Source organism: Nesterenkonia sandarakina (assembly GCF_013410215.1).
Classification (GTDB): Bacteria; Actinomycetota; Actinomycetes; order Actinomycetales; family Micrococcaceae; genus Nesterenkonia; species Nesterenkonia sandarakina.
The window spans coordinates 561,151-582,057 of sequence record NZ_JACCFQ010000001.1 but is presented as its reverse complement, the minus strand read 5'-3'; the positions used below and the strand labels follow the sequence as shown (position 1 = coordinate 582,057).

The 20,907-nt window shown below is 65.3% G+C and carries 24 protein-coding genes; 8 read left to right on the top strand and 16 right to left on the bottom strand.

Features of this window, described 5'->3' with window-relative positions:
* Positions 1-8 precede the first annotated feature (8 nt).
* From HNR11_RS02740 to ccsB, 4 genes are read left to right on the top strand one after another with little or no spacing between them, the layout of a single operon-like run.
* Positions 9-644 (top strand): TlpA family protein disulfide reductase, encoded by a 636-nt coding sequence (locus HNR11_RS02740; RefSeq protein WP_179441031.1) that lies wholly within the window; start codon positions 9-11, stop codon positions 642-644.
* Positions 641-1,435: a cytochrome c biogenesis CcdA family protein gene (locus HNR11_RS02735; protein WP_343050567.1), complete on the top strand. Its 795-nt coding sequence runs from the start codon at positions 641-643 to the stop codon at positions 1,433-1,435. Before HNR11_RS02740 ends, HNR11_RS02735 begins: the two co-directional genes overlap by 4 nt.
* On the top strand, positions 1,435-3,117 hold the full coding sequence (gene resB / locus HNR11_RS02730) for a cytochrome c biogenesis protein ResB (protein WP_425488255.1): 1,683 nt from the start codon (positions 1,435-1,437) through the stop codon (positions 3,115-3,117). The genes HNR11_RS02735 and resB overlap by 1 nt, the downstream gene beginning before the upstream one ends.
* Positions 3,117-4,181: a c-type cytochrome biogenesis protein CcsB gene (gene ccsB, locus HNR11_RS02725; RefSeq protein ID WP_058887605.1), complete on the top strand. Its 1,065-nt coding sequence runs from the start codon at positions 3,117-3,119 to the stop codon at positions 4,179-4,181. The genes resB and ccsB overlap by 1 nt, the downstream gene beginning before the upstream one ends.
* Positions 4,182-4,293: 112 nt before the next feature.
* On the opposite strand, the gene HNR11_RS02720 is transcribed toward ccsB, so the two are convergent.
* Positions 4,294-4,638 carry a DUF4229 domain-containing protein gene (locus HNR11_RS02720; protein ID WP_157075324.1) on the bottom strand — a complete coding sequence of 115 codons (345 nt, stop codon included), beginning with the start codon at positions 4,636-4,638 and terminating at the stop codon, positions 4,294-4,296.
* Between the two features lie 61 nt (positions 4,639-4,699).
* Between HNR11_RS02720 and HNR11_RS02715 the strand changes: the two genes are divergently transcribed.
* Positions 4,700-5,248, top strand: coding sequence for a PLD nuclease N-terminal domain-containing protein (locus tag HNR11_RS02715; protein WP_179441030.1), 549 nt, complete (start codon positions 4,700-4,702; stop codon positions 5,246-5,248).
* Between the two features lie 145 nt (positions 5,249-5,393).
* On the opposite strand, the gene HNR11_RS02710 is transcribed toward HNR11_RS02715, so the two are convergent.
* The 10 genes from HNR11_RS02710 to HNR11_RS02665 all read right to left on the bottom strand — a co-directional run bounded on the left by HNR11_RS02710 (position 5,394) and on the right by HNR11_RS02665 (position 15,045).
* A complete protein-coding gene (locus HNR11_RS02710) occupies positions 5,394-6,269 on the bottom strand; it encodes a 1,4-dihydroxy-2-naphthoate polyprenyltransferase (protein WP_179441029.1) in 876 nt (291 codons plus the stop codon).
* Between the two features lie 120 nt (positions 6,270-6,389).
* On the bottom strand, positions 6,390-7,670 hold the full coding sequence (locus tag HNR11_RS02705; RefSeq protein ID WP_179441028.1) for an AMP-binding protein: 1,281 nt from the start codon (positions 7,668-7,670) through the stop codon (positions 6,390-6,392).
* Positions 7,636-7,950, bottom strand: coding sequence for a hypothetical protein (locus HNR11_RS02700; RefSeq protein WP_179441027.1), 315 nt, complete (start codon positions 7,948-7,950; stop codon positions 7,636-7,638). Before HNR11_RS02700 ends, HNR11_RS02705 begins: the two co-directional genes overlap by 35 nt.
* 63 nt (positions 7,951-8,013) lie before the next feature.
* Positions 8,014-9,024, bottom strand: coding sequence for a universal stress protein (locus tag HNR11_RS02695; protein WP_179441026.1), 1,011 nt, complete (start codon positions 9,022-9,024; stop codon positions 8,014-8,016).
* Complete coding sequence (locus HNR11_RS02690; protein ID WP_179441025.1) at positions 9,021-10,196, bottom strand: polymer-forming cytoskeletal protein; 1,176 nt, start codon at positions 10,194-10,196, stop codon at positions 9,021-9,023. Before HNR11_RS02690 ends, HNR11_RS02695 begins: the two co-directional genes overlap by 4 nt.
* 95 nt (positions 10,197-10,291) lie before the next feature.
* Entirely contained in the window at positions 10,292-10,819 is a 528-nt protein-coding gene (locus tag HNR11_RS02685) for a BON domain-containing protein (protein WP_179441024.1), read from the bottom strand.
* Between the two features lie 160 nt (positions 10,820-10,979).
* Positions 10,980-11,639, bottom strand: a complete 660-nt coding sequence (locus HNR11_RS02680) for a response regulator transcription factor (RefSeq protein ID WP_179441023.1) — start codon at positions 11,637-11,639, stop codon at positions 10,980-10,982.
* The gene (locus tag HNR11_RS02675) at positions 11,636-13,234 is read right to left on the bottom strand and encodes a sensor histidine kinase (RefSeq protein WP_179441022.1); all 1,599 of its coding nucleotides are present in this window, start codon (positions 13,232-13,234) and stop codon (positions 11,636-11,638) included. The genes HNR11_RS02680 and HNR11_RS02675 overlap by 4 nt, the downstream gene beginning before the upstream one ends.
* A gap of 281 nt (positions 13,235-13,515) precedes the next feature.
* The gene (locus HNR11_RS02670; RefSeq protein ID WP_179441021.1) at positions 13,516-14,691 is read right to left on the bottom strand and encodes a carboxylate-amine ligase; all 1,176 of its coding nucleotides are present in this window, start codon (positions 14,689-14,691) and stop codon (positions 13,516-13,518) included.
* A gap of 54 nt (positions 14,692-14,745) precedes the next feature.
* Positions 14,746-15,045, bottom strand: coding sequence for a BON domain-containing protein (locus tag HNR11_RS02665; RefSeq protein ID WP_179441020.1), 300 nt, complete (start codon positions 15,043-15,045; stop codon positions 14,746-14,748).
* 326 nt (positions 15,046-15,371) lie between these two features.
* Here HNR11_RS02665 and HNR11_RS02660 point away from each other — a divergent pair, with 326 nt between their 5' ends.
* The gene (locus HNR11_RS02660) at positions 15,372-15,770 is read left to right on the top strand and encodes a PLD nuclease N-terminal domain-containing protein (protein ID WP_179441019.1); all 399 of its coding nucleotides are present in this window, start codon (positions 15,372-15,374) and stop codon (positions 15,768-15,770) included.
* On the opposite strand, the gene HNR11_RS02655 is transcribed toward HNR11_RS02660, so the two are convergent.
* The gene (locus HNR11_RS02655) at positions 15,767-16,360 is read right to left on the bottom strand and encodes a tyrosine-type recombinase/integrase (protein WP_343050687.1); all 594 of its coding nucleotides are present in this window, start codon (positions 16,358-16,360) and stop codon (positions 15,767-15,769) included. The two genes, HNR11_RS02660 and HNR11_RS02655, sit on opposite strands and share 4 nt — an antisense overlap.
* 106 nt (positions 16,361-16,466) lie before the next feature.
* Here HNR11_RS02655 and HNR11_RS02650 point away from each other — a divergent pair, with 106 nt between their 5' ends.
* Positions 16,467-16,883 carry a hypothetical protein gene (locus HNR11_RS02650; protein WP_179441018.1) on the top strand — a complete coding sequence of 139 codons (417 nt, stop codon included), beginning with the start codon at positions 16,467-16,469 and terminating at the stop codon, positions 16,881-16,883.
* 398 nt (positions 16,884-17,281) lie between these two features.
* On the opposite strand, the gene HNR11_RS02645 is transcribed toward HNR11_RS02650, so the two are convergent.
* The 3 genes from HNR11_RS02645 to HNR11_RS13840 form a co-directional block, all read right to left on the bottom strand.
* On the bottom strand, positions 17,282-17,551 hold the full coding sequence (locus HNR11_RS02645; RefSeq protein WP_179441017.1) for a hypothetical protein: 270 nt from the start codon (positions 17,549-17,551) through the stop codon (positions 17,282-17,284).
* A 161-nt stretch (positions 17,552-17,712) separates the two neighbouring features.
* Positions 17,713-18,114 carry a hypothetical protein gene (locus tag HNR11_RS02640; protein ID WP_179441016.1) on the bottom strand — a complete coding sequence of 134 codons (402 nt, stop codon included), beginning with the start codon at positions 18,112-18,114 and terminating at the stop codon, positions 17,713-17,715.
* A gap of 27 nt (positions 18,115-18,141) precedes the next feature.
* Positions 18,142-18,462, bottom strand: coding sequence for a hypothetical protein (locus tag HNR11_RS13840; protein ID WP_218849637.1), 321 nt, complete (start codon positions 18,460-18,462; stop codon positions 18,142-18,144).
* 189 nt (positions 18,463-18,651) lie between these two features.
* Here HNR11_RS13840 and HNR11_RS02630 point away from each other — a divergent pair, with 189 nt between their 5' ends.
* Positions 18,652-20,271: an AIPR family protein gene (locus tag HNR11_RS02630; protein WP_246310295.1), complete on the top strand. Its 1,620-nt coding sequence runs from the start codon at positions 18,652-18,654 to the stop codon at positions 20,269-20,271.
* A 31-nt stretch (positions 20,272-20,302) separates the two neighbouring features.
* Here HNR11_RS02630 and HNR11_RS14345 read toward each other — a convergent pair whose 3' ends face one another.
* Complete coding sequence (locus tag HNR11_RS14345; RefSeq protein ID WP_179442818.1) at positions 20,303-20,641, bottom strand: HNH endonuclease; 339 nt, start codon at positions 20,639-20,641, stop codon at positions 20,303-20,305.
* Between the last annotated feature and the right edge of the window lie 266 nt (positions 20,642-20,907).

The following is a 20,907-nucleotide window of genomic DNA, read 5'->3' as shown; positions in this document are numbered from 1 at the left end:
CCGCGCGCATGACCGTCACTGAGAAGACCACCCCCCGGACGTCACGCCTGAGCGCCCTGGCCGCAGTGGCCCTGGCCTCGATGCTGGCGCTCGCCGGATGCAGCTCCGCCAACGACGAGCTCAGCCAGCGCGCCCAGAATGATGGCACCAACTATGTCGCGGGAGACGGCTCGGTCCAGGAGCTGGCCGTCGCGGATCGGGGCGAACCCGTGCAGTTCGAGTCCACGCTCTTCGACGGCTCCCCGGTGGGTCCCGAACGCTGGGAGGGCGAGGTCACCGTGATCAACTTCTGGTACGCCGCCTGCGCTCCCTGCCGGGTGGAGGCTCCTGACCTGGCGGACCTGCACGCGGAGTTCGAAGACGAGGGGGTGCAGTTCTATGGGGTCAACACCCGCGACACCCAGCCCACCGCCGAGGCGTTCGAACGCACCTTCGGCATCGAGTACCCCTCCATGGAGGATCGCAGCGGTGAGGTCATGCTCGCCATGACCGACTATGTTCCACCATCAGCGGTGCCCACCACCCTGGTGCTGGACAAGCAGGGTCGGGTCTCCGCGCGGATCCTTGGGATCGCCGAGCCGGCCACCCTGCGTGCGCTGATCGACACCGCCTTGGATGAAGACTCGGAGTCTGCGCAGCCGTGACGGACACACTGCTTCTGGCGGCCCCGCTGGCGGGTGCCGCAGACAACCGCTTCGCCGAGATCGTCTTCGACGGGTCTCTGCTGATCTCCGCCCCGGTGGCGCTGCTCGCCGGGCTGGTCTCCTTCCTCTCGCCCTGTGTGCTTCCGCTGGTACCCGGCTACCTGGGCTACGTCACCGGTCTCTCCGGGGTGGAGCTCCATGATCGCCGCCGGTCCCGGATGGTGCTCGGCGCCTCGCTCTTCGTGCTGGGCTTCTCCGTGGTCTTCGTGCTCATCGGCGTGGTCTTCACCCAGGCCATGGTCTGGCTCCGGGTGGAGGGGGGCTGGCTGACCCAGGTGCTCGGCGGCGTCGTCGTGATCATGGGTCTGGTCTTCATGGGGGCCTTCAGCTTCTTCCAGCGGGAACGCAAGATCGAGCGCCGCCCGCCCGACGGCCTGCTCGGCGCGCCGCTGCTGGGTGCGACCTTCGGCATCGGCTGGGCACCATGCATCGGGCCCACGCTGGCCGCCGTGCTCGCCCTGGCCACTCCGATGGGGGGAGACCCAGGCCGCGGAGTCTTCCTGATGTTCATCTACTGCCTGGGTCTGGGCATCCCGTTCATCCTGATCAGCCTGGGACTCAAGCGCGGGATGACTGCGCTGGCGTTCTTCACCCGACACAAGGTCGCCGTGATGCGCCTCGGCGGCGCCATCCTGATCCTGGTCGGACTGCTGATGCTCTCCGGGATCTGGAACACCTGGGTCTATGCTCTGCAGGACTGGTTCGCCAATGAAGTGAGGCTGCCCATCTGATGGCCGAGAAACGCGAGAACACCTATATGCCGGCCGGGCACCGTGACGCCCCCGAAGCAGCCGAGAACACCCCGCGCGGCACCGGCGGCAAGCCGGATGTGACCGCTCCGGCGCTGGGCGTCAAGGGCATGCTGCGCTGGGCGTGGACCCAGCTGACCTCGATGCGCACTGCGCTGATGCTGCTGCTGCTGCTCGCCGTGGCGGCCGTGCCCGGATCGATCTTCCCGCAGCGGGTGCAGGACTCCTTCGCGGTGGCCACCTGGATCGAGGACAACCCCGGGGTCGGGGAGGTGCTGGACTTCCTGCAGTTCTTCGACGTCTACTCCTCCATCTGGTTCTCCGCGATCTACCTGCTCCTGTTCATCTCCCTGATCGGCTGCATCCTGCCGCGTGCGAAGAAGCACTGGCAGCAGATCAGCTCGCCGCCGCCGCGCACCCCGCTCCGACTGGAGCGGCTCCCCGAGTCAGGGGCCCTGGAGCTGGCGTCCTCGGCCGCCGGGGACGCCCAGGACGGCCCCGGCAGGGATCAGGCGCTCGAAGACGCCGCTGCGATCCTGAAGGCTCGCCGCTACCGGGTCGACGTGCGAGAGACCTCCGTGGGGGCCGAGCGTGGCTACCTCAAGGAGACCGGGAATCTACTCTTCCACGTGTCGCTGGTGGGGGTGCTGATCTGCGTCGCGCTGGGCTCGATGTTCAGCTACCGGGGACAGAAGGTCCTGGTGGAGGATGAGAGCTTCGTCAACGCCCTGGTGGCCTATGACAACTTCTACCCAGGGGGCTCCTTCAACGAGGATCAGATGCAGCCCTTCTCGGTCCGGCTGGACAGCTTCGAGCGGGTCTTCGACCGGGAGTCCACCACCCACTTCGGCCAGGCCCTGGACTTCACCGCCGAGGTCACCACCCGACTCGGTGCCGATGGTCAGCCGCAGACCGAGGAGCTGAAGGTCAACCAGCCCCTGACCATGGACGGAGCCCGGGTCTTCCTGGTCGGCAACGGCTACGCCCCGGAGGTCACGGTGCGCGACGGCGCGGGCGACGTCGCCTTCTCCGGCCCGGTGGTGACCCGCCCGGAGGACGAGGTCTACACCTCGATGGCGGTGATCAAGGCACCCGACGCCGCCCCCGAGCAGCTCGGCTTCGTGGGGCTGCTCCTGCCGACCTCACAGGACTCCGGTGACGGCCTCGCCGTCTCGGTGGACCCCGAGCTGGGCAACCCGGAGCTGCAGCTGAACTCCTACTACGGCGATCTCGGCCTCGACGACGGGCTCGCCCAGAACGTCTACGTGCTCGACACCGAATCTCTCGAGACGTTGAACTCCCGAGAGCTCGACGCCGGCGGCATCGTGCTCTCTCCCGGCGAGACCTACGAACTCCCCGAAGGCATGGGCTCGATCAGCTTCGACGGGGTCAAGGACTACATCGCCATCGACATCCACTACAACCCGGCGCAGCAGGGAGTGCTGATCTTCGCGCTGACCGCACTCGGCGGTCTCGTGCTCTCGCTCTTCCTGCGCCGTCGTCGCGCCTGGGTGACCGTGGAGACCACACCGGCCGGACGCACCCTGGTGCGCTACGGCCTGCTCTCCCGCGGGGAGGACTTCCGCCTGCGAGATGAGAACATTGCCCTGCGCGCCCAGTTCGAGAAGAAGTGGCCGGTGCGCGACCCAGAGAAGGAATCCTGATGCAATCCATCAATATGGAGCTGGCGCAGTACAGCGAACTGTTCACGCTGATCGCCGCGTTCATCTACACCGGTGCATTCATGCTCTTCGCGGTGGACATGATCCGCAGCTCGGCCACCATCCGCCGGGTCGAGGCCGAGCTGGCGGCTGAGAACGCCGCCGAGCGCGAGCTGGTCGGTGCGGGGTCCGTCTCCGCCGGGTCGGCCGAGGCGGACAACGACGCCGGACGTCCGGCCGCCGCACCGGCCGAGGAGCTGGTCGATGAGGAGATGGCCTACCTGGGCACCTCTCGGCCGTTCGCCAACGTCGCGGTGGCGCTGACGGTGCTCGGCGTGGCCGCACATGCCTTCGCCGTCGCAGCCCGCGGGATCGCGGCGAACCGGGTGCCGTGGGCGAACATGTATGAGTTCCTGGTCACCGGGGGCCTGGTGGTCGCCGCGGTCTACCTGCTGGTGCTCACCCGCAAGGACGTCCGGTTCCTGGGGACCTTCGCGCTGGGCCTGGTGGTCACCATGATGGCCGGCGCCACGATCGGCTTCCCGACGCCGGTGGCCCATGTGCAGCCGGCTCTGCAGAGTCCCTGGATCGCGATCCACGTCTCGCTCGCGGTCATGGCCATCTCGCTGTTCACGCTGACCTTCGCGATGAACGTGCTGCAGCTGATCCAGCACCGTCGGGAACTCGCCCAGGCCGCAGGGCAGGCCACCCGGCGCAGCGGCTGGCAGTTCCTGCGTCTGGTGCCCTCGGCGACCTCGCTGGAGAACTGGGCCTACCGGATGAACGCCGTGGGCTTCGTCTTCTGGACCCTCGGGCCGCTGATCACCGGGGCCATCTGGGCTGAGGAGGCCTGGGGCCGGTACTGGGGCTGGGACGTCAAGGAGGTCTGGACCTTCGTGATCTGGACGGTCTACGCCGGCTACCTCCACGCCCGCGCGACCCGCGGCTGGACCGGCAACCGCGCCGCCTGGCTCTCGATCATCGGCTACGGCTGCATCATCTTCAACTACGCGGTGGTCAACGTCTACTTCCCCGGCCTGCACTCCTACGCCGGCCTGCCCGAGTAGGTCGTTCCCGAGCAGGTCTGCCCGGGCCGGGCTGCCCGAGTCGACCTGCCCGAGTCGACCTGCCGGGCTGCCCGAGCAGCCCGCCCCGAGCAGGTCGTCCCGGGGTGGGCGGCTAGCGGGTGGACCCGGACTGGGGCCCGTTCTCCTCCGCGCCGCGCTGCTGCGCGCGCAGCTGCTCCTGGCTGAGGTGGAAGTCCTCGGCCAGGGCGTCCTCCGCCGCGTTGTCATCGAGCTCAGAGCCGCCCAGCTTGCGGCCTCCGCCGAAGCGCCGGGCGAGCTCCTGGCCTGCCTCGAGGCGCAGCTTGTTGAAGAACAGATACCCCAGCGCCCAGGACACGATCAGACCCACGATCAGGGCGAAGAACACCGTGTATTGCCCCAGGTCCAGCAGCAGACACGCCGCGAAGACGATGAAGAAGGCCCCCAGGCGCAGCAGCGAATATTTCAGCACAGACATGCCCCCAGTGTAGGTCTGCACGCTGGTGAATCCGAGTTCACGGATCAACTACCCTGGAAGGATGATGAGGATCATTATCGGCTTGGGAATCGTGGGGCTGGGGCTGCTGATCTACAGCCTGATCGAATGCCTGCAGACCCCGCGCCATCGGATCCGCGTGATGCCGAAGCTGGCATGGATCGCGGTGATCGTGCTGCTGCCGATCATCGGAGCCAGCCTGTGGCTGGGCTTTGGTCGCGTCCGCGCCCCGAAGAATGGTGCTGCGGCCTCGCGCCGTCCGCGCTCGCCCGATGACGACCCCGACTTCCTGCGTCAGGTGGAGATCCAGCGTCGGCAGCGTCAGCGCGCCGAGGAGCAGCGCCAGCGTGAGGCGGAAGCCCGCCGCAAGGAGCGGGAGCTGCAGTCGCGCAGCGACGATGAGCGTGAGAAGCAGCTCGGCGAGGCCGCCGATGCCGCCGTCGCGGGGGACACCGCCGCGCCGGAGGCAGGGCAGGATGAGGCCGCGGGCGGCTCCTCGAGCAACGGTCGCCCGGTGGATGAGGACGCCGAGGGCACCCGCAAGAAGTCCTCAGATGACGACGACGGACCCGCGCCCGCCCCGCAGAGCTGAGCTGCTCTTGGGCCTGGCCCTGGGAAGCCGAGCGGCACTCCGCCCGGCGGCGGCGCCAGCGAAGCCTCGACGGGGCCAGGGTTGGACGGGGCCAGGGTCAGACGGGGCCAGGGTTGGACGGGGCCAGGGTTGGACGGGGTCGGCCTCAGCTGAGGATCAGCGCTGCCGAATAGCTCAGCGCGAAGGCCATCCCGATCAGGCTGGTCAGCTGCAGCACCTTGATCAGTGCGTGGCCCTTCTTCTCGGGTGAGAGCATGATCCGGGCCGGTCCCAGCGCCAGCGGCCAGGCCAGCAGCACCAGCAGGAACCATAGGCTGTGCACCAGCAGCGTCAGCGGCAGCACCAGTGCGAGTCCGACCATCAGGACGTAGCTGATCCGGGCACGTTGATCGCCGAGCCGGACCGCAAGGGTGAGTTTCCCGGCCTCGCGATCGGTGGGAATGTCACGGACGTTGTTGGCCATCAGCAGGGCGGCTGCGATCAGTCCCGAGCCCACGGCGCCGATCCACGCGTGAACGCTGAGCTGCGCCGCCATGGCCCAGGTGGTGCCCAGGGTGGCGACCAGGCCGAAGAAGACGAAGACCATGATCTCGCCCAGCCCGCGGTAGCCATAGGGTCGGGAGCCCCCGGTGTACCACCACGCAGCCAGCACGCAGGCTGCGCCCACTGCCAGCATCCACCACATGCCGGTCAGGATCACGATGATCAGTCCGGCCTGCGAGGCCAGCCCGAAGCTGAAGAACGCTGCGTCCTTGACCTGCCGAGGCTTCGCCGCCTTGGACCCGGTCAGGCGCATGGGCCCCACCCGGACGTCGTCGGTGCCGCGGATCCCGTCGGAGTAGTCATTGGCGTAGTTCACGCCGACCTGCAGGGCCAGCGCCACGACCAGGGCGAGCAGGCCGATCGTCAGATCGAAGCGCCCCAGGGCCTGCGCGGCGGCGGCGCCGATGATCACCGGGGCCACGGCCAGCGGCAGGGTCCGCGGCCGCGCACCCGCTGCCCATTCCTTCACAGTTGCCACATCGTGTCCTCTCGTTGCTCTCTTCTTACGCGGTCAAGCGTGATCACCACGGGATCTCGGTGCGAGTTCGCCCGTGTCGGGCCGGGTCAGCCGAGCCGACCCCGGCTCCCCAGCGGGTCTCTACCCTGCCTGAGCCCTCAGCATCTGCAGCAGCCGTTGCCGATCCGGCTTCCCGCTGGCCAGCGTCGGAAGCCGGGGCAGGAACAGCAGCCGTTTCGGTGCCGCGGGACGGCCCAGCGCGTCCCCGGCCAGCTCACGGAGCTCGCGACCGAGCTCATCCTGGTCGAGCTCACCCTCGTCCAGGCCGGTGGAGATGACGACGGCGGCGCCGACCATCTGCCCCCACTCCGGATCTGGGAGCGCACCGACGAACACCTCGGTGGCCTGTGGGTGGCTCAGCAGCACCGAGCGGACCCGCTCCGCCGAGATCTTGACGCCTCCGGTGTTGATGACATCATCGGCCCGGCCGGAGAGACGCAGCAGCTGGCCCTGAGCGTCCGTGCTGAGCTCCCCGAGGTCATCGGTGAGGAACCGACGCTGACCGGAGCCAGGGTCCCAGCTGAAATGCGCTGCGTCGAGATCGGCGTCGTCGAGGTAGCCGGCAGCGACCATCGGACCGCTGATCCGCACCCGGGAGGGGGTCTGCTTCCCGGTGCCCACGGTCTCCAGCTGCACGCCCGGCAGCGGCCGTCCGTCGTAGACGCAGCCGCCGCAGGTCTCGCTCATCCCGTAGGTGCGCACCGGGTTCAACCCGTGGGCCTGCGCGCGGGCGATCAGGTCCTCCGAGGAGGCGCCGCCACCGAGAAGGATCGCGTCGAAGCGGGCGAGTGCTGCGGCCAGCGCCTTCTCGTGCGGCAGGTGCTCCAGCAGGCGCTGCAGCTGGGTGGGGACCAGAGAGACGTATCGGCGTTCCGCGGTGAGCTGCTGCGCGGCCAGGGTGAAGGCGAGCGGGTCGGTGGTGTGCTCCAGCAGGGCCACCGGGGTGGTGCCTGCCGCCAGGCTGCGGGCCAGCACGGCGAGTCCGGCCACGTAGCTGGGCTGCAGGGTCAGCAGCCACTGTCCGTGCCCGCCGAGTGCCTGCGCGGTGGCCGCCACTGAGGCGCGGATGGCCGTGGCGGGGAGCAGGGTCTGTTTCGGGGTGCCCGTGGAGCCGGAGGTGCGCACGATCACCGCCGCCAGATCAACAGGCACCTCGGGTCGGGTGACCCAGGTGGGGCTCTCCGTGGGATCGGCGGGTTGGAACTCCAGCGGGGGCGCGTCGATTCCGGAGTCGGATCGCGAACCGGAGTTCGTCTTCAGGGCTGCCGCAAGCGCGCTCAGCGCCGCCGGGATCCAGGAATCGGTCGGGGGAGTGGTCTCTGGCACCTCAGCTGCCGCCGTCGTCCTTTGTGTCCTGGTCATCGCGGCGGCGTTTCTCCAGCTCTTCGAGCCGAGCTTCCAGCATGTCCAGGCGCCAACGGTCTTCGGCGGACATGTTCTCCTCAGACTTCGAGGGGAGCTTCGGCTCCTCAAGCTGCGCGGCGCCGCCCTTCTCCAGCTTCTTCAGCCGTTTGCGCAGCGCCTCGATCTCCTCCTCCGAGTCTGAGCCCCAGGGCAGCGGGCGTCCGGTGGCCATGCTCACGATCTGAGTGACACCGAACACAATGATGGCGATGATGGCGACCCACGCGACCCAAGGCATGTCCTAAGGTTAGCAACTGTGCTCCTCAGCCCGGGAGAGACCGCACCCGGCAACGCGGGGAGGTCAGCGCAGCGGTCCGGGCTGATCGCGGAGCCGCGCGTCGTGAAGTTCCGGGACCACCATGACGGGGCCGGTTGCCTGGAGCAGCACGCTGCGTGAGACCGACCCCAGCAGAGCCCCGCTCAATCCGGCCCGCCCGCGAGTGCCGACCACGGTCAGCAGAGCCTCCCGAGTGGACCTGCTCAACTGCGCGGCGGGATCTCCCGGTCGCACCGAGCAGGTCACGCTCAACCCCGGATAGTGCTTTCGCACCCAGGTCGCCTCGGTGTGAAGAAAGTCCTCCAGCTGCACCCTCCGCCGGTCGATGAAGCCTTGATCAGGGGCGTCGAGCTCCGGGTACCAGTCCAGCCAGCCCTCCAGCGACGGCAGGACCAGCAGCAGATGCAGCGGCGCGTGCTGATCCTGGGCGAACTGTGCGGCGTGCAGGGCCGCGATCCTGCTGTGCTGAGAACCGTCCACGCCGACCAGGACCGGGCGCGGACCGGAACCTGGGCTGGCAGATCGACCCTGTGCCTCTGGCGCGGCGATCTGGTAGTGCCGAGGCACCACGATGGTGGGGCAGTGCGCGTGTGCTGGAAGCGCGGAGGACACCGATCCCATGATCCGGCCCAGGAAGCCGCCGCGGCCCCGGGCCCCCACCACCACGAGCTCGGCCTCCGCGGACAGGTTCGCGAGGACTCCGGAGGGGTCGCCGCGTTCTGCCCGGTAGGCGACCGGGCCCGGATGGCTCCTCAGGTACCGTCGCGCGTCATTGAGCACGATCTTCGCCGCTTCCAGCGCATGATCGGACCCCGATCGATCTGTTGTGGAGCTCCTGGCGGTCTCGATCTGGGCCGTGGCGCCGAAGGCCGTGACCACGGTGAGTGCCCGGCTGCTGTGCCGGGCTGCCACGGCAGCGTAGTGCAGCGCCAGCATGGACTGTGTGGAGCCGTCGAAGCCGACCAGGACTCCTGCGAGACGGGCTGCCGGGTCGAAGTCGATCGGACGTGGGGCCACGTCGGTGTGGGTGTTCACGGGCTCGTCTCACTAACAGCAGCGGCCGGCTGCCGCGGGGCCCGGCGTGTCCGGTGGTCGTAGAGGTCCAGGAGCTGCGCGCCGAGACCGAAGAACACCATCGCCAGCCAGACGAGGATGTTCACCCAGGGGATGTGCAGCGCGATGATCAGGATCACCCCGCCGAGCAGCGCCATGACCACCGGTGGCCTGGAGTTTCGCAGGATGAGCCGCCCGAGGAAGAAGGAGGCGTAGACGAACGTCGCCAGGGTCATCAACAGCCAGATCAGAGCGCCGAGCAGGGCAAGCGGCGCGCCGATGATGGTGATCAGCAGAACCACCAGCACGATAGGAACCGTGACCGCGGCGACGAAGCCCACCAGCAGAGCCTTCCAGGGGGAGTGTCGCAGCTGATCGGTCACCAGGGTCAGCCGGCGTGGCAGCAGCAGTCCGGCGAGCACCGTGATCAGGCTCAGCGCCACGAGGGCGTAGAGCAGCCCCAGCAGCCAGAAGAGGAAGATCTGGCCTGGGGAGGCCTCGGGCTGCTCAGCAGCGGGGCTGGGAGTGATCCGCTCCACCTCACCGCCCACAGCGTCATTGCTGATGCTCGCCTCGGCTGCGCTGTAGTAGGTCACGTCCCCGCCGACGGAGCCATCGATCTGGAGCTCTTCGACGCTGGCCACCATGTCTCTCTCGATGGCGCCGCTGATGTCGATCTCGGCTGCGGCGCCGACCAGGTCGGTGCCGATGGAACCCCGCTCGGTGAGGTCTACGGTGGCGGCGAAGATCGTGCCGCTGCGTTCGACCTCACCGCTGATCGAGACATTCTGGGCGGCCAGTCGGACGTTGCCGTCGACAGTCCCGGTGATCTCGATGGTCTGGGCTGCCGCGATGACGTCGCCGCTGACATCGCCGCTGATGGTGACGTGCTGTCCGGCCGCATAGACATCCCCCTGGACATCCTCCGAGACGTCGATGACGGATCCGTTGTAGAACTGCGGGCCCTGCCCGTCGCTGCCCGGCGAGGCGTCGGCTGATGCCAGGATCGTGGCGGAGTCTGAGCTGGAGGGGGTGGAGTCTGGGGCGTCGAGGGTGGAGGAGGTCCCGAAGGCTCCTGCCGCTGGACCGATGATCAGCACCCCGCTGATCAGAGTGGCGGCGAGCAATCGCCGGGTGGGGGAGTAGCCGCTCATGGCAGTGCCTCTCTGGACTGGTGAAGTGACCTGAGCCCAGTGTGCGCGACCTGAAAACCCCTTCCTAGGGCCATTGGTCGCACAGGATGTGCTGGTCAGTACGGACGGACCAGCAGCCGGTTCTCGACTCGGGTCACATCGGGGCAGACCCCGGTCGCCAACCCCGCCTGTTTCTTCTCCTCCAGGGAACTCACATGGCCGGTGAGGATCGCCGTGCCCTTTAGGATCGTGACCGTCACGTGGCGCGGGTCGAGCTGGGGGTTCCGCAGCATCGCGCTGCGCAGTCGCCGCTCCGAGTTGACCACCGCGCTGCCAGGGATCAGCTGCACCTGATTGTCCAGGGACGCCACTCCGCGAAGGTCTTGGATCGCCTGCGCGGCGGCATCGCGCTGAAAGTCCCAGTCGACCTCTCCGCTCAGGGTGACGTGCCGGTGGCGCACCTCAGCGGTGACGGTTCGGGGCACGACGGTGGATGCGTTCAGGGCCCGCTCGACGTCTCTGTGAAGGTCGATGTCGGGGACCCACGGAGAGGCGTCCAGGTCCGGTGTCCATTCCAGTTCCGCGAGCAGCGCGGTGTCCAGGCTCAGATCCCGGGGAGTTCCGATCGGTGAGGCGGTCTGCACGGGTGGAATCCTCCAGTCTGCGCGCACGGGGATGACAGGCTGACGGCACGAGGTTGCGCGTCTGGTTCCACTCTGGCCCGCGGGCCCGAAGTCCGTTAGGGCCGTTAGTCCCTTCCCGGTGACGTGCTGGGTGCCGCGCTGCGCAGCAAGAGGCTCCGCACTACCCCTTCAGCCCCTCTGCGCCCAGCGTCGCCCCATAGACCGCGACCTGTGTGCGGCGGTCCATCCCGAGCTTGGCCAACAGGCCGGAGACGTAGTTCTTGACCGTCTTCTCCTTGAGGTTGAGCCGCTGACCGATCTGCCGGTTGGTGAGTCCCTCGGTGATCAGCTTCAGCACCTGGGTCTCGCGCAGCGTCAGATCGAGTCGGGGGTCCCGCGCGGCCTGGGCCTTCTGGACCCGCTGGGCGCTCAGCGAGGAGTGCACCCTGCGGGCGAGATCCCGGGTGACCAGGTTCTCGCCCTGCGCGACTCGAAGGATCGAGTCGACCAGGTTGCGTCCTCGGATGTTCTTCAGCACGTACCCCGAGGCGCCGGCGACGACGGCGGCGATGCTGGCGGCGTCGTCGTCGTAGGCGGTGAGGATCAGGCACGGAATCTCCGGATGCGCGGACCGGATCCGGCGGCACAGCTCGATGCCGTTGCCGTCGGGCAGCTGGACATCGAGGACCGCGACGTCGGGCAGCGTCGCGGTGATCCGGGCGAGCGTCCCCCGTGCGGTGGCGGACTCACCCACGACTTCCAAGCCGGGCTCCGCGTCGATGAGACCGGCGATCCCGCGTCGCACGATCTCGTGGTCATCGACCAGGAAGACCCGGGTCATGGGCGCACCTCCGAGCCGACTGGGGCCTGCCACAGGGCGCGGGTCCCTCCGGCGATGCGGGGGGAGAGCGTGAAGTCTCCGCCCCAGGCCTGCGCGCGGGCGCTGAGATTCTTGGTGCCGCTGCGCCGGGTGGAGTCGGAGGGCACCCCGATGCCATCGTCGTCCACCGTGATGGTGATCTGAGCTTCGGTCGCGGTGATCTCCACGGAGACGGTCTCGGCCTGAGCATGACGGGCGACGTTGCTCAGGGACTCCCGGAGCACCGCGACAGCGTCGTCGGCGAGTGCGCCTTCCAGGATCAGATCGACAGGTCCGGTGAAGATCAGGCGGGGAATCGTCGAGAGTCTTGGCGAGAGCTCAGTCATGACTTCCAAGAGCCGGTGCCTCACGTTCTGGAAGGGTGCCTGGGTCTGGAGCGCGAAGATCGCGGCGCGAATATCGGCAATGGCCGCGTCGATCTGCGTCACGTGGGTGTCGATGCTGGTGGCCAGGTGCGGGTAGGTCGATGCCAGTGCCTCCAGACCCAGCCCCGTGCCGAAGAGTCTCTGAATGACGTGATCGTGGAGGTCCCTGGCGATGCGGGTCCGTTCCTCGACCATCTCCAGGCGCTGTTGGTCGGCCCGGCTCCAGACCAGCGCCACGGCGAGACCGGCCTGTGCGGCGAACTCGGAGAGCAGCTCCAGATCACGACGGTGGAAGGGAGCCTGGTCTGTCGAGCGCGTGGCGCACAGCGCTGCCATGCGGTCTCCGGAGATGACCAGCGGAACGGCGATCATCGAGGCGCTGGGGATGTCGGCGGCGAAGGGGACCGGCTCGTCTTCCCCCTCCGGAGTCATGCCGGGCTCGCCCTCCATGGCGCGGGAGATCACGCAGTCCATCCAAGGGACCGACGTCCCCTCGACCTCGGCTGCCTGATCCCCGCGGGCGGTGTCGACGTAGAGCTCCCGGCCCACGGCCTCGCAGACCACCACGCTGACCAGCTGCGCTCCGGTCAGGGAGGCGACGCTCTGGGTGAGGACACCGAAGACGTCAGCGTCATTGGAGGCCAGCAGGGCCGAGGTGACCTCGCCGAGTGCAGCGCTCAGGCGCTGGGCGCGGCGCGCCTCCCCGTAGACCCTCGCATTGTTGATGGCCGTGGCCGCCGTGGTTGCCAGGGCGGTGACCAGATCTTCATCCTCTGCCGTGAACGGGCCGCCCGACCGATTCGTCAGGTAGAGGTTCCCGAAGGTCTCGCCGTGGATCGTGATCGGGACTCCGAGGAAGGAATCCATCGGGGGGTGGTGTTCGGGGAAGCCCACAGCCCGCGGGTCGGTGTTGAGATTCGGGAGCCTGATCGGTCTCGCCGCGTCGATCACAGCGCCCAGCACCCCATGACCCTCCGGGAGGTGCCCGATCCGGTCCACCAGGTCCGCCGGGATCCCGACATGGATGAAGCGTTCCAGGTGGCCATCGGGATCGATAACCCCCAGGGCGCCGTACTGGGCGTTCACCAGAGTGACCGCTGATTCCGCGATCTGCCGAAGCACCTGTTCCAGGTCCAGCTCGCCGGTGACCAGCTGGCTGGCCGCGAGAAGATTCTGGAATCTGCTCTGCATAGCCTGCAATTGGTTATCATCGGAAACGTTTTTGGGGTTCGGGAGGGTGGTTTCAGCGCCTGAAGAGTCTCCGGAATGGTGAATTGGTGAATCCAATGGGTTTCTCCCCTCGGCGTATGGGCCTGAGCATACAGGCGGCGCCAAGCTTCTGGGACCCTCTGATGGCCCTGGTGGTGAGCCAAGGGCAGGTCCTGGCCTGCGAGTTTCACCGAAGCGAGCCGGGTCGCCGGCCGGAGGCGATGCTGCGCATTCATCTCACCTCGGGAATCTAGATTCTTCAGTCAGGGGCTCGCGGTGAGGTGCAGATCGAGATCCGCGATCGACTCTCCTGAGCCTCGGAGCAGCCCGGTGAGGCCGGAGCGTTGGGCCAGGCTGCGCTGCCGGGATGCCCCGGTGCCCTGGCGCAGGATCCGCTCCAGCCCGGCATGGACCAACTCCTCATCGCCGAACTGCATCAGGTAGGGCCGCGCGTGGCTCAGTGCCTGCCGCACCACCCTCGAGGCGGGAACCGAGCTTCCGGACCAGGGGTCGAGCAGTCGCGCTTGGAGGCCGAACTTCGCGGCCTGCCAATGCGCGACGTCCAAGAGTTCGGGTGCCGGCTGCGGGTCGGCAGAGGCTTCCGCACCAGCACAGACCAGGGCGCGGATGAAGAAGGCCAGGGTCACGGCGTCGAGTGTTCCCAGCTGCACGTCGCAGGCGCGCACCTCCAGGGTGGGATGGTTCTGGGAGAGCCGGGCGAGCCAGCACACGCCTCCTTGATCGGCCACCACATCGGAATTCACCAGCGCGCCGATGCGCTGCTGATAGTCCGCGAAGTCCTGGAAGACCGGGGGTGCTCCATTGATCATCCAACGTCGGTAGTGGATCGATCGCCAGCTGGCGAAGCCGGAGTCGCGACAGCGCCAGAACGGCGAGTTGGCCCCCAGCGCGGTCAGCAGAGGGAGCCACCGGCGAATCCCGTTCAGCGCCCGAATCCCGGTCTCTGGATCTGGGATGCTGACATGGACGTGCATGCCGTTGATGTGCTGCTCTGCGGGGATGGCCGGGGCCAGTTCAGTCATCTGCTGATACCGAGGGTTCTCGCTGATGGCTGCGGAGCCTGCGCCGATGTTCGGAGCAGCGCCCAGGGGTGCGGCGAACATGCCGAGCCGCTGCGCGGTGGAGGCGAGCTCCCGTCGGAAGCCGGAGAGGGCCGCCGTGGCGGCGGTCGCGTCGTCGAGCACAGCGGAGGCGTGTTCCACCTGACAGGAGAGCCACTCCTGCGAGGTGGTCCCGCCGCCTGGGGTGATCGCCTGCAGGATGCGGGTCTGGCCCGCGGTGGGCGTGGCGGGCAGCAGCTGCTCCTGGTCGATCAGGAGGAACTCCTCCTCGATGCCGATGGCAGCGCCGACAGCGCGCCCGCCGATGCCGACAGCGCCCGCAACATCGGCGGCGCACTGACTGGGGGCCTCACTCATGGAGCCCACGCGTGCCCCGCGTGGCGGTGTCCACGTCTGGTTCATGAGAAAGGCTCAGAAGTGGCGGATCTGCAGGCGATTGTCGACTCGCAGCACGTCGGGAGATGCCCAGGCGGCCAGACCGGCCCGCTTCTTCTCGGCTCGAGACTTCACGCGTCCCCTGAGCACGACGGTGTTCTCCACGATGGTGACGATCACGAGGTGGGTCGGCTGATTCCGGGTGTGGTGTAGTGCGTTCTCTACACTTCGCCGCACAGCCCCCGGGCTGCACAGCTCGTGTGTGGCCTTCGGCGGTGCTGGAGCAGTGAGGGTGGCGCGCGGAGCGTCGGTCTGATGGGGCGGAGCGGTTGCCATGTGCCGAGCCTTTCGATTCAGGCACGCCCTCTTGCGCGCCTCGATCTACTCTGGTCGGTCTCACGTGAGGTGGCCAGGGTCCTTGGTCCCTCAGCGCCCGGGGCGTGCTTCCGGTTCACCGTGCACCCCGTTCACCGTGCTTCCCGTTCACCGTGGGCCGGTGCGCTGTGCCAGCCGTCCGGCGCCGAGGCATGGTCTGCACGGGGGTGGGATGGAGGGGTGTGACCTTCGGCCCTGGGAATCGCTGATGCGCGGGGCCACGCTGGATATGCGACCGAGTCGGGCCGCGTGAAACAGAACCATAGGTACCGACGAAAGGAAGAACGATGTTCGACTGGTCTGAATTCTGGAGCGTGGTCTGGTCCTTCTTCTGGATCTTCGCATTCATCGCCTACCTGATGGCCCTGTTCTCCGTCATCGGTGACCTCTTCCGGGACCACAAGCTCAGTGGATGGGGCAAGGCGGCCTGGATGGTCTTCCTGATCTTCGTCCCGTTCCTCACAGTCCTGGTCTACCTGATCGCACGAGGAACCGGCATGCAGGAACGCGCAGCCACCGCGACCGAGCAGGCACAGAAGGCCGTGGATGAACGTATCCGAAGCGTCGCCCGGCAGAGCAGCCCCGCAGAGGAGATCTCCAAGGCACAGGCGCTGGCCGACGCGGGCACCATCACGCCGGGGGAGTTCGAGGCGATCAAGAAGCACGCACTGGCAACCTCTTCCTAGCGGCTGCGATTCCATCGGAACCGCCTGCACGCGGGGAAGTCAGTAGTAGTACGGGAACTGTGGGTGATCGTATATTCCTCATTGGCATGGTTTGTGAGCGCTAGTAGCCGCAGTTGATCAGTCATTATGCGTCCAGAGAATGTTTGTCGTGCTGGTGAGAGAGGGTGGCTTTCGAGCCTTTTGTGCCCAGTAGCCTGCGGGGCCAGGGCCTGCTGGGCCAGCTCCGAAGCGGCTGTGCGCGTGCGGTCGCCAGCATCGGGATGCGCGTAGGTGTTCAGCGTTGTGGTGGCACTCTTGTGTCCCAGCGCCTTCTGCACAGTGATGAGGTCACAACCTGCATGGATGAGTCCCGAGGCGTAGAAGTGACGGAGGTCGTGCAGGCTGAAGCCGGTGATGCCAGCCGCGTTGCAGGTACCCCTCCAGCGCCAGTTGATCGAGTTGTCGGTGTGCGGCGGGCCCTCATCATCACTGAATAGCCAGCGGTCGGCAGCACCGTCGGGTGTGTGCAGGGCGAAGTGAGCCAGCAGAATCTCGATCAGCTCATCTGGAATGGCGACAGTCCTGTAGGAGTTGTAATTCGGCGGGCAGATGATGGCTTTGATCCCGCGGTAGGGCTCGACGTCCCTGGTCGGCGAGATCCTGGGCGATGACGGGATCTCGGGCGGCTCTGCTGCCGGTGCTGCGGAGGTCGCGCTGATGCCCGAGGATGAGGACGAAGTGCTTGTGTACTTCGGCTATCACCGCTCCTTCAATCCGAGCCTGGAGCGCTTCGTCGTTCTCCACGACGGCGACGCTGAGACGGTAGGCGCCGGCACCGAGAACGAATACTCGCGGTGGAACTGCATCGGTGACGAGACGGACACCGGCATCGGCAGTCTCAGCGACGCTCGCTATGACGACGAGCTCTTCGACATCAACATCAGCTATGGAGATTCTCCGCTGAATCACGCAGATGACCGGGTGCGCGATGTGGCGATCTCCGAGCGGGAGCTGGAGTTCAATGCTTACAGCAACGCTGCAGGCGGCTATGTCAGTGACGACGATCGCGAAGACGTGATGCCGCGCTTTATCGGCCTCTGCGGCGATACCGAACGCTTCGTCATGGGGCACTGAGATAACGGCGGTGCTGACGGGTTGGACGCTGGAGAACCTGCTGGGCAACGCGCACAATGCCATCCAGACTTTCGGCGGTCTTGGCCTGGGCCTGATCGGGATGGCGGCGCTGGTCTGGGGCGGAATCAGGCTGTTCCGGCGGCTGATCACACCTCCCCCGCCGGCAGGCAGGTACGCCAGTGAGGCTGAGCCAGATCTTGCCTCTGATCATGCTGGGCGAAGCCGCTGTCTCCACAGGCCGTGCACTGATCTTCGATGTGGCAGAAGGAGCCGGCGAAACCCTCCGGAACTTCGGCGAAGGTAGTTAGAACGACGAGGATCCGAAAAAGAAAGAGACCCGATGCGCTTAGGGCACCTGGTCTCTTCTTCATTGAGGGTGCGGATCCTCATTCGGTCGTCTAGTCCGTTGCCCTTGCTGCTTTTGCGGAGAGAGTCTCGTGGTAGTGGTCCTCGGCTGCCGTGTGGATCGGGGTCAGTCTCTCCAGCTCCCACTCCCGCCCTTCGGGTGCACCGCCCAACGTCGCGTCGAACTTCACGCCGTCGCGAACGCCACTGACGACGGCTCGGATCAGTTCAGCGCGTTGGTCGAAGGCGAGACGGGTAGCGGCCGTTCGTGCTTCGTGTCCCAAACGCTCAATGAGCTCTTCTGCACTTTCAGGGTTATTCATTTCTCCATTGTGACGCACTGCTGACGTAAGTACAGCCCCCTCTAATGTGTCAGAAACATCATCCGCATCGCGCAGAACGGTCTCAGCGCATCGGTCAGCTGAGAAAAACAAAGAGACCCGATGCCGCATTGGCACCGGGTCTCTTTGCGTTGAGGGTGGCGTCACTGCTTGTTCTTGTACGCGGAGTAGCTGCTTGCATAGCTGAGCGCGAAGCGGTGGACATGCTGGAGCTGCAGACGTGCGAACCGCGCGACAGGGTTGTCCTCGTTGCCGATGTTCTCGAGGTGCGCGCCGGCAGCGGTTGCTCTGCCCTTGGCGTGAACGACCAAAGCCTTCGCTGCTCGGAGAAGGTGCTGATAGTCCGAATTCGTCTTCGGAAGAGCCGCATCGATGGCAGTCTCCAGCTCATCGATCGTCGACCAATCGGGCTGCTCGGCTTGAACCACCAGTTCCACCAGGTCCGGAAGCAGCACATCGAGGCTGTGGTTGTCGGGATACGTGATCGCCTCAGCCGGACGGCTCAGCCATTCCCGAGCCTCAGTGACAGGATCAGCGGTCGCCACAGCCAGCTGCGGCTGCTTCTCCAGCGCTTACTGCAGGCTGAGCAGATAGTGCTGGTGATCTGTGAGCCGATGCTCTGCTGCGATGAAGACGTTTCGATCGTTGAAGACAGTGCCGACGGCGCTGGAGATCGCTTCAGTCTCCTCTTCGGTGAGCAGCTGGTTCTGGTCCGCGACAAGCACAGCGAGTGTCTGAAGGGCCTTGGCTGTGTCGGTGAGCATCCAGTCGGCGAGCTTTTGGGCCTGCGCTCCTGGAAAAGTGGATAGCGGCACGAGGTCGACACGGAGGTGGCCGCGGGCTTTGCCGTCGCTGAGGCCGATGGGGATCAGCGAGTCCTGCGGCAGCGACAACGAAGGTGAGTGACCGCTTGTGTCATATCTACACCGTGTCTGTAAGCCAGCGGGTCACCCGTGCAACCCCATGCCCCGCACTGTTCGGTAGGATCCGTTTCAGACTATCTTTTAGGGGGCCTTGAGTTGGAACTTCAAGAACGGCAGCTACGCAAACGGCTTAGAGAGGACTTTGAGCCTCTCATTGACATGTCTGACTCTCAGCACCACAACGAAGAAGAACAAGCCAAGATTCGTACTTCGCGAGCCCTCGCTGCACTGACCATTGCCGCAAATGCACAGATTTCTGTCGAGGATGCTTGCGCTTCAGTCGTTGATGAGTCCGGAGACGAAGGACTTGATGCCATCGGCATTACGCTCGCACGCGGGGAAATCTACGTCGTTCAGGCAAAGGCCTCATCGGGTTCCCCAAGCCCGACAGAGGTTCTGAAGTTCAATCAGGGGATTCGATACCTCCTTGACTGGGACTGGGACAGTCTCGGAGGAAAGACGCAGAAACGTCGCGGGGAAATTGAGGCCGCCTCTGAAGACGACGTCAAGGTCATAGCCATCTTTTCGCACTTTGGCGCACAAAAGACTGACGAGGCGGCTACAAAGCTAAGTGACAAGTTGCTTTCCGAGGTTAACTCGTCGGGCAACATCCTTGACTTTCAGTATCAAGGTCTTCGTGAGAATCACGACAATCGCAACATTGCCAGCGGGTTGGGTCTGCCAGACTACGATCTTGTCTTTGAGCGTTGGATCACTATGAATGATTACCGGTCGGAAATTATGGGCGTCGTGACGGGCGACCAACTTGCGCGAATGGTCGATTCATTCAACGAGAGGTTATTCGATAAGAATATCCGCGCTGTACTCAAGGCCACTGACACGAACAAAATCCTGGACGCAACTCTCGAAAGATCTCCTCAAGACTTTTGGTATTATAACAATGGTATAACAATCGTTTCGAACTCCATAAGCTGCGCAAGAACGAGCCCTCGAACAGCCGACGAGACCTTCAAGCTACAGGGTCTGAGTGTCGTCAACGGTGCGCAGACATGTGGGGCACTGGGGCGAGCCCTGCGCGAAAACGCACCATTAGAAGATGTGCGTGTAACTGTCCGCGTCATGTCCAAGGAGGGACACTCAGAGGATTTCACGAAGAAGGTAACCCGCTACACAAACACTCAGAACCAGGTAACGAATCGCGAGTTCGTTTCTCTCGACCCCTACCAGCAAGAGCTGAGTGAAAGTCTGCTCTCGGAGCAGATCCAGTACTCGTTCCGAACGGGACAGACACTGGACTATGATGAACACGCCTTCGCTTTCGATTTAGAGGAAGCCACCCGAGCCTTGGCGTGCCTTACCGGAGTGGACAACGCAACGCGTGCCAAACGGGAAATCGGGCGCATGTGGTCTGATATCACCGCAAACCCATACCGTGAACTCTTCCCGCGCAACCTCCATCCCGCCACGATGTATAACGCCGTACAGTTTCGCAGAGTTTTTGACGAAAGATACATGGCGTCAAGCAGGTGGATGGACACGCGATCCGGCGGGATCATCAAGAACTCTACGTATATGGCGTGTGCCCTGTTCATGCAGAAAGCACGAAACGAAAAATTGGACTTCAGCGACATTGACCTTGATGTTGAATCCTGGGTCTCTTCTAAAGGTGCAGACATATATGGGCTCGCCGCGATAGTCGTAGAGCTTCACGAGAATGAGAACCCAGGTGGGTTTCCTATGTCTTTCTTCAAGAACCGCCAGAAAATTGAAGAGTTTGCTCGTAAAGTCAGGACGCGCTTTCAGGAGACAGGAAGCTAACCGCTCAGATGTGCTGGGGATTGGTTGAGGCTCAGAGAGGCCAGTTGTTACCCTTGGCGCGGTAGTGGGTCTTGCAGAGCATCTGACAGTTATCCAAGTCAGTCTTTCCGCCTTTTGACCACGCGGCGACGTGATCAGCGTCCATTTCGGACTTCTTCCAAATCTTCGTAGCGTTCGATGTGCCGCTGATGGCGCAGAGCGGGCAGTTCGACAGACCTTCGGCCTCGGCCTTGTCTCTGCTGTTTGTAGGTGTGATCGACGATGTTGCCCTTAGAAAGGCGGATGTTGAGAAGCTGATTCCTCTCTTCCCCCGAGAGGAGAAACTCGTAGATGCGTGAGTTTTCGACTTCCTCGGCAGCTCGCAGCTCATCAACCCGTTCGACGAGCTTAACTGGGTTGTACGACTTTGATCACGGCCTTTCTCGTGTGTAACTCTACCGATCAGCACGGACATCGCGTCTCTGTGCCACTCGTACCCCGAAATCTTTGAAAAGGTGCGCAAGGTAATCGACGGCCGGACGTGCGATCTCCGCTGAAGAAAAAAGAGAGTCCGGCCCTACCCCTATGCTGGACAAACAGCCAGTCAGAGGGGGATCGACAGCATGTCAGGTCGACGAGGGGTGTGGAACAGCCACC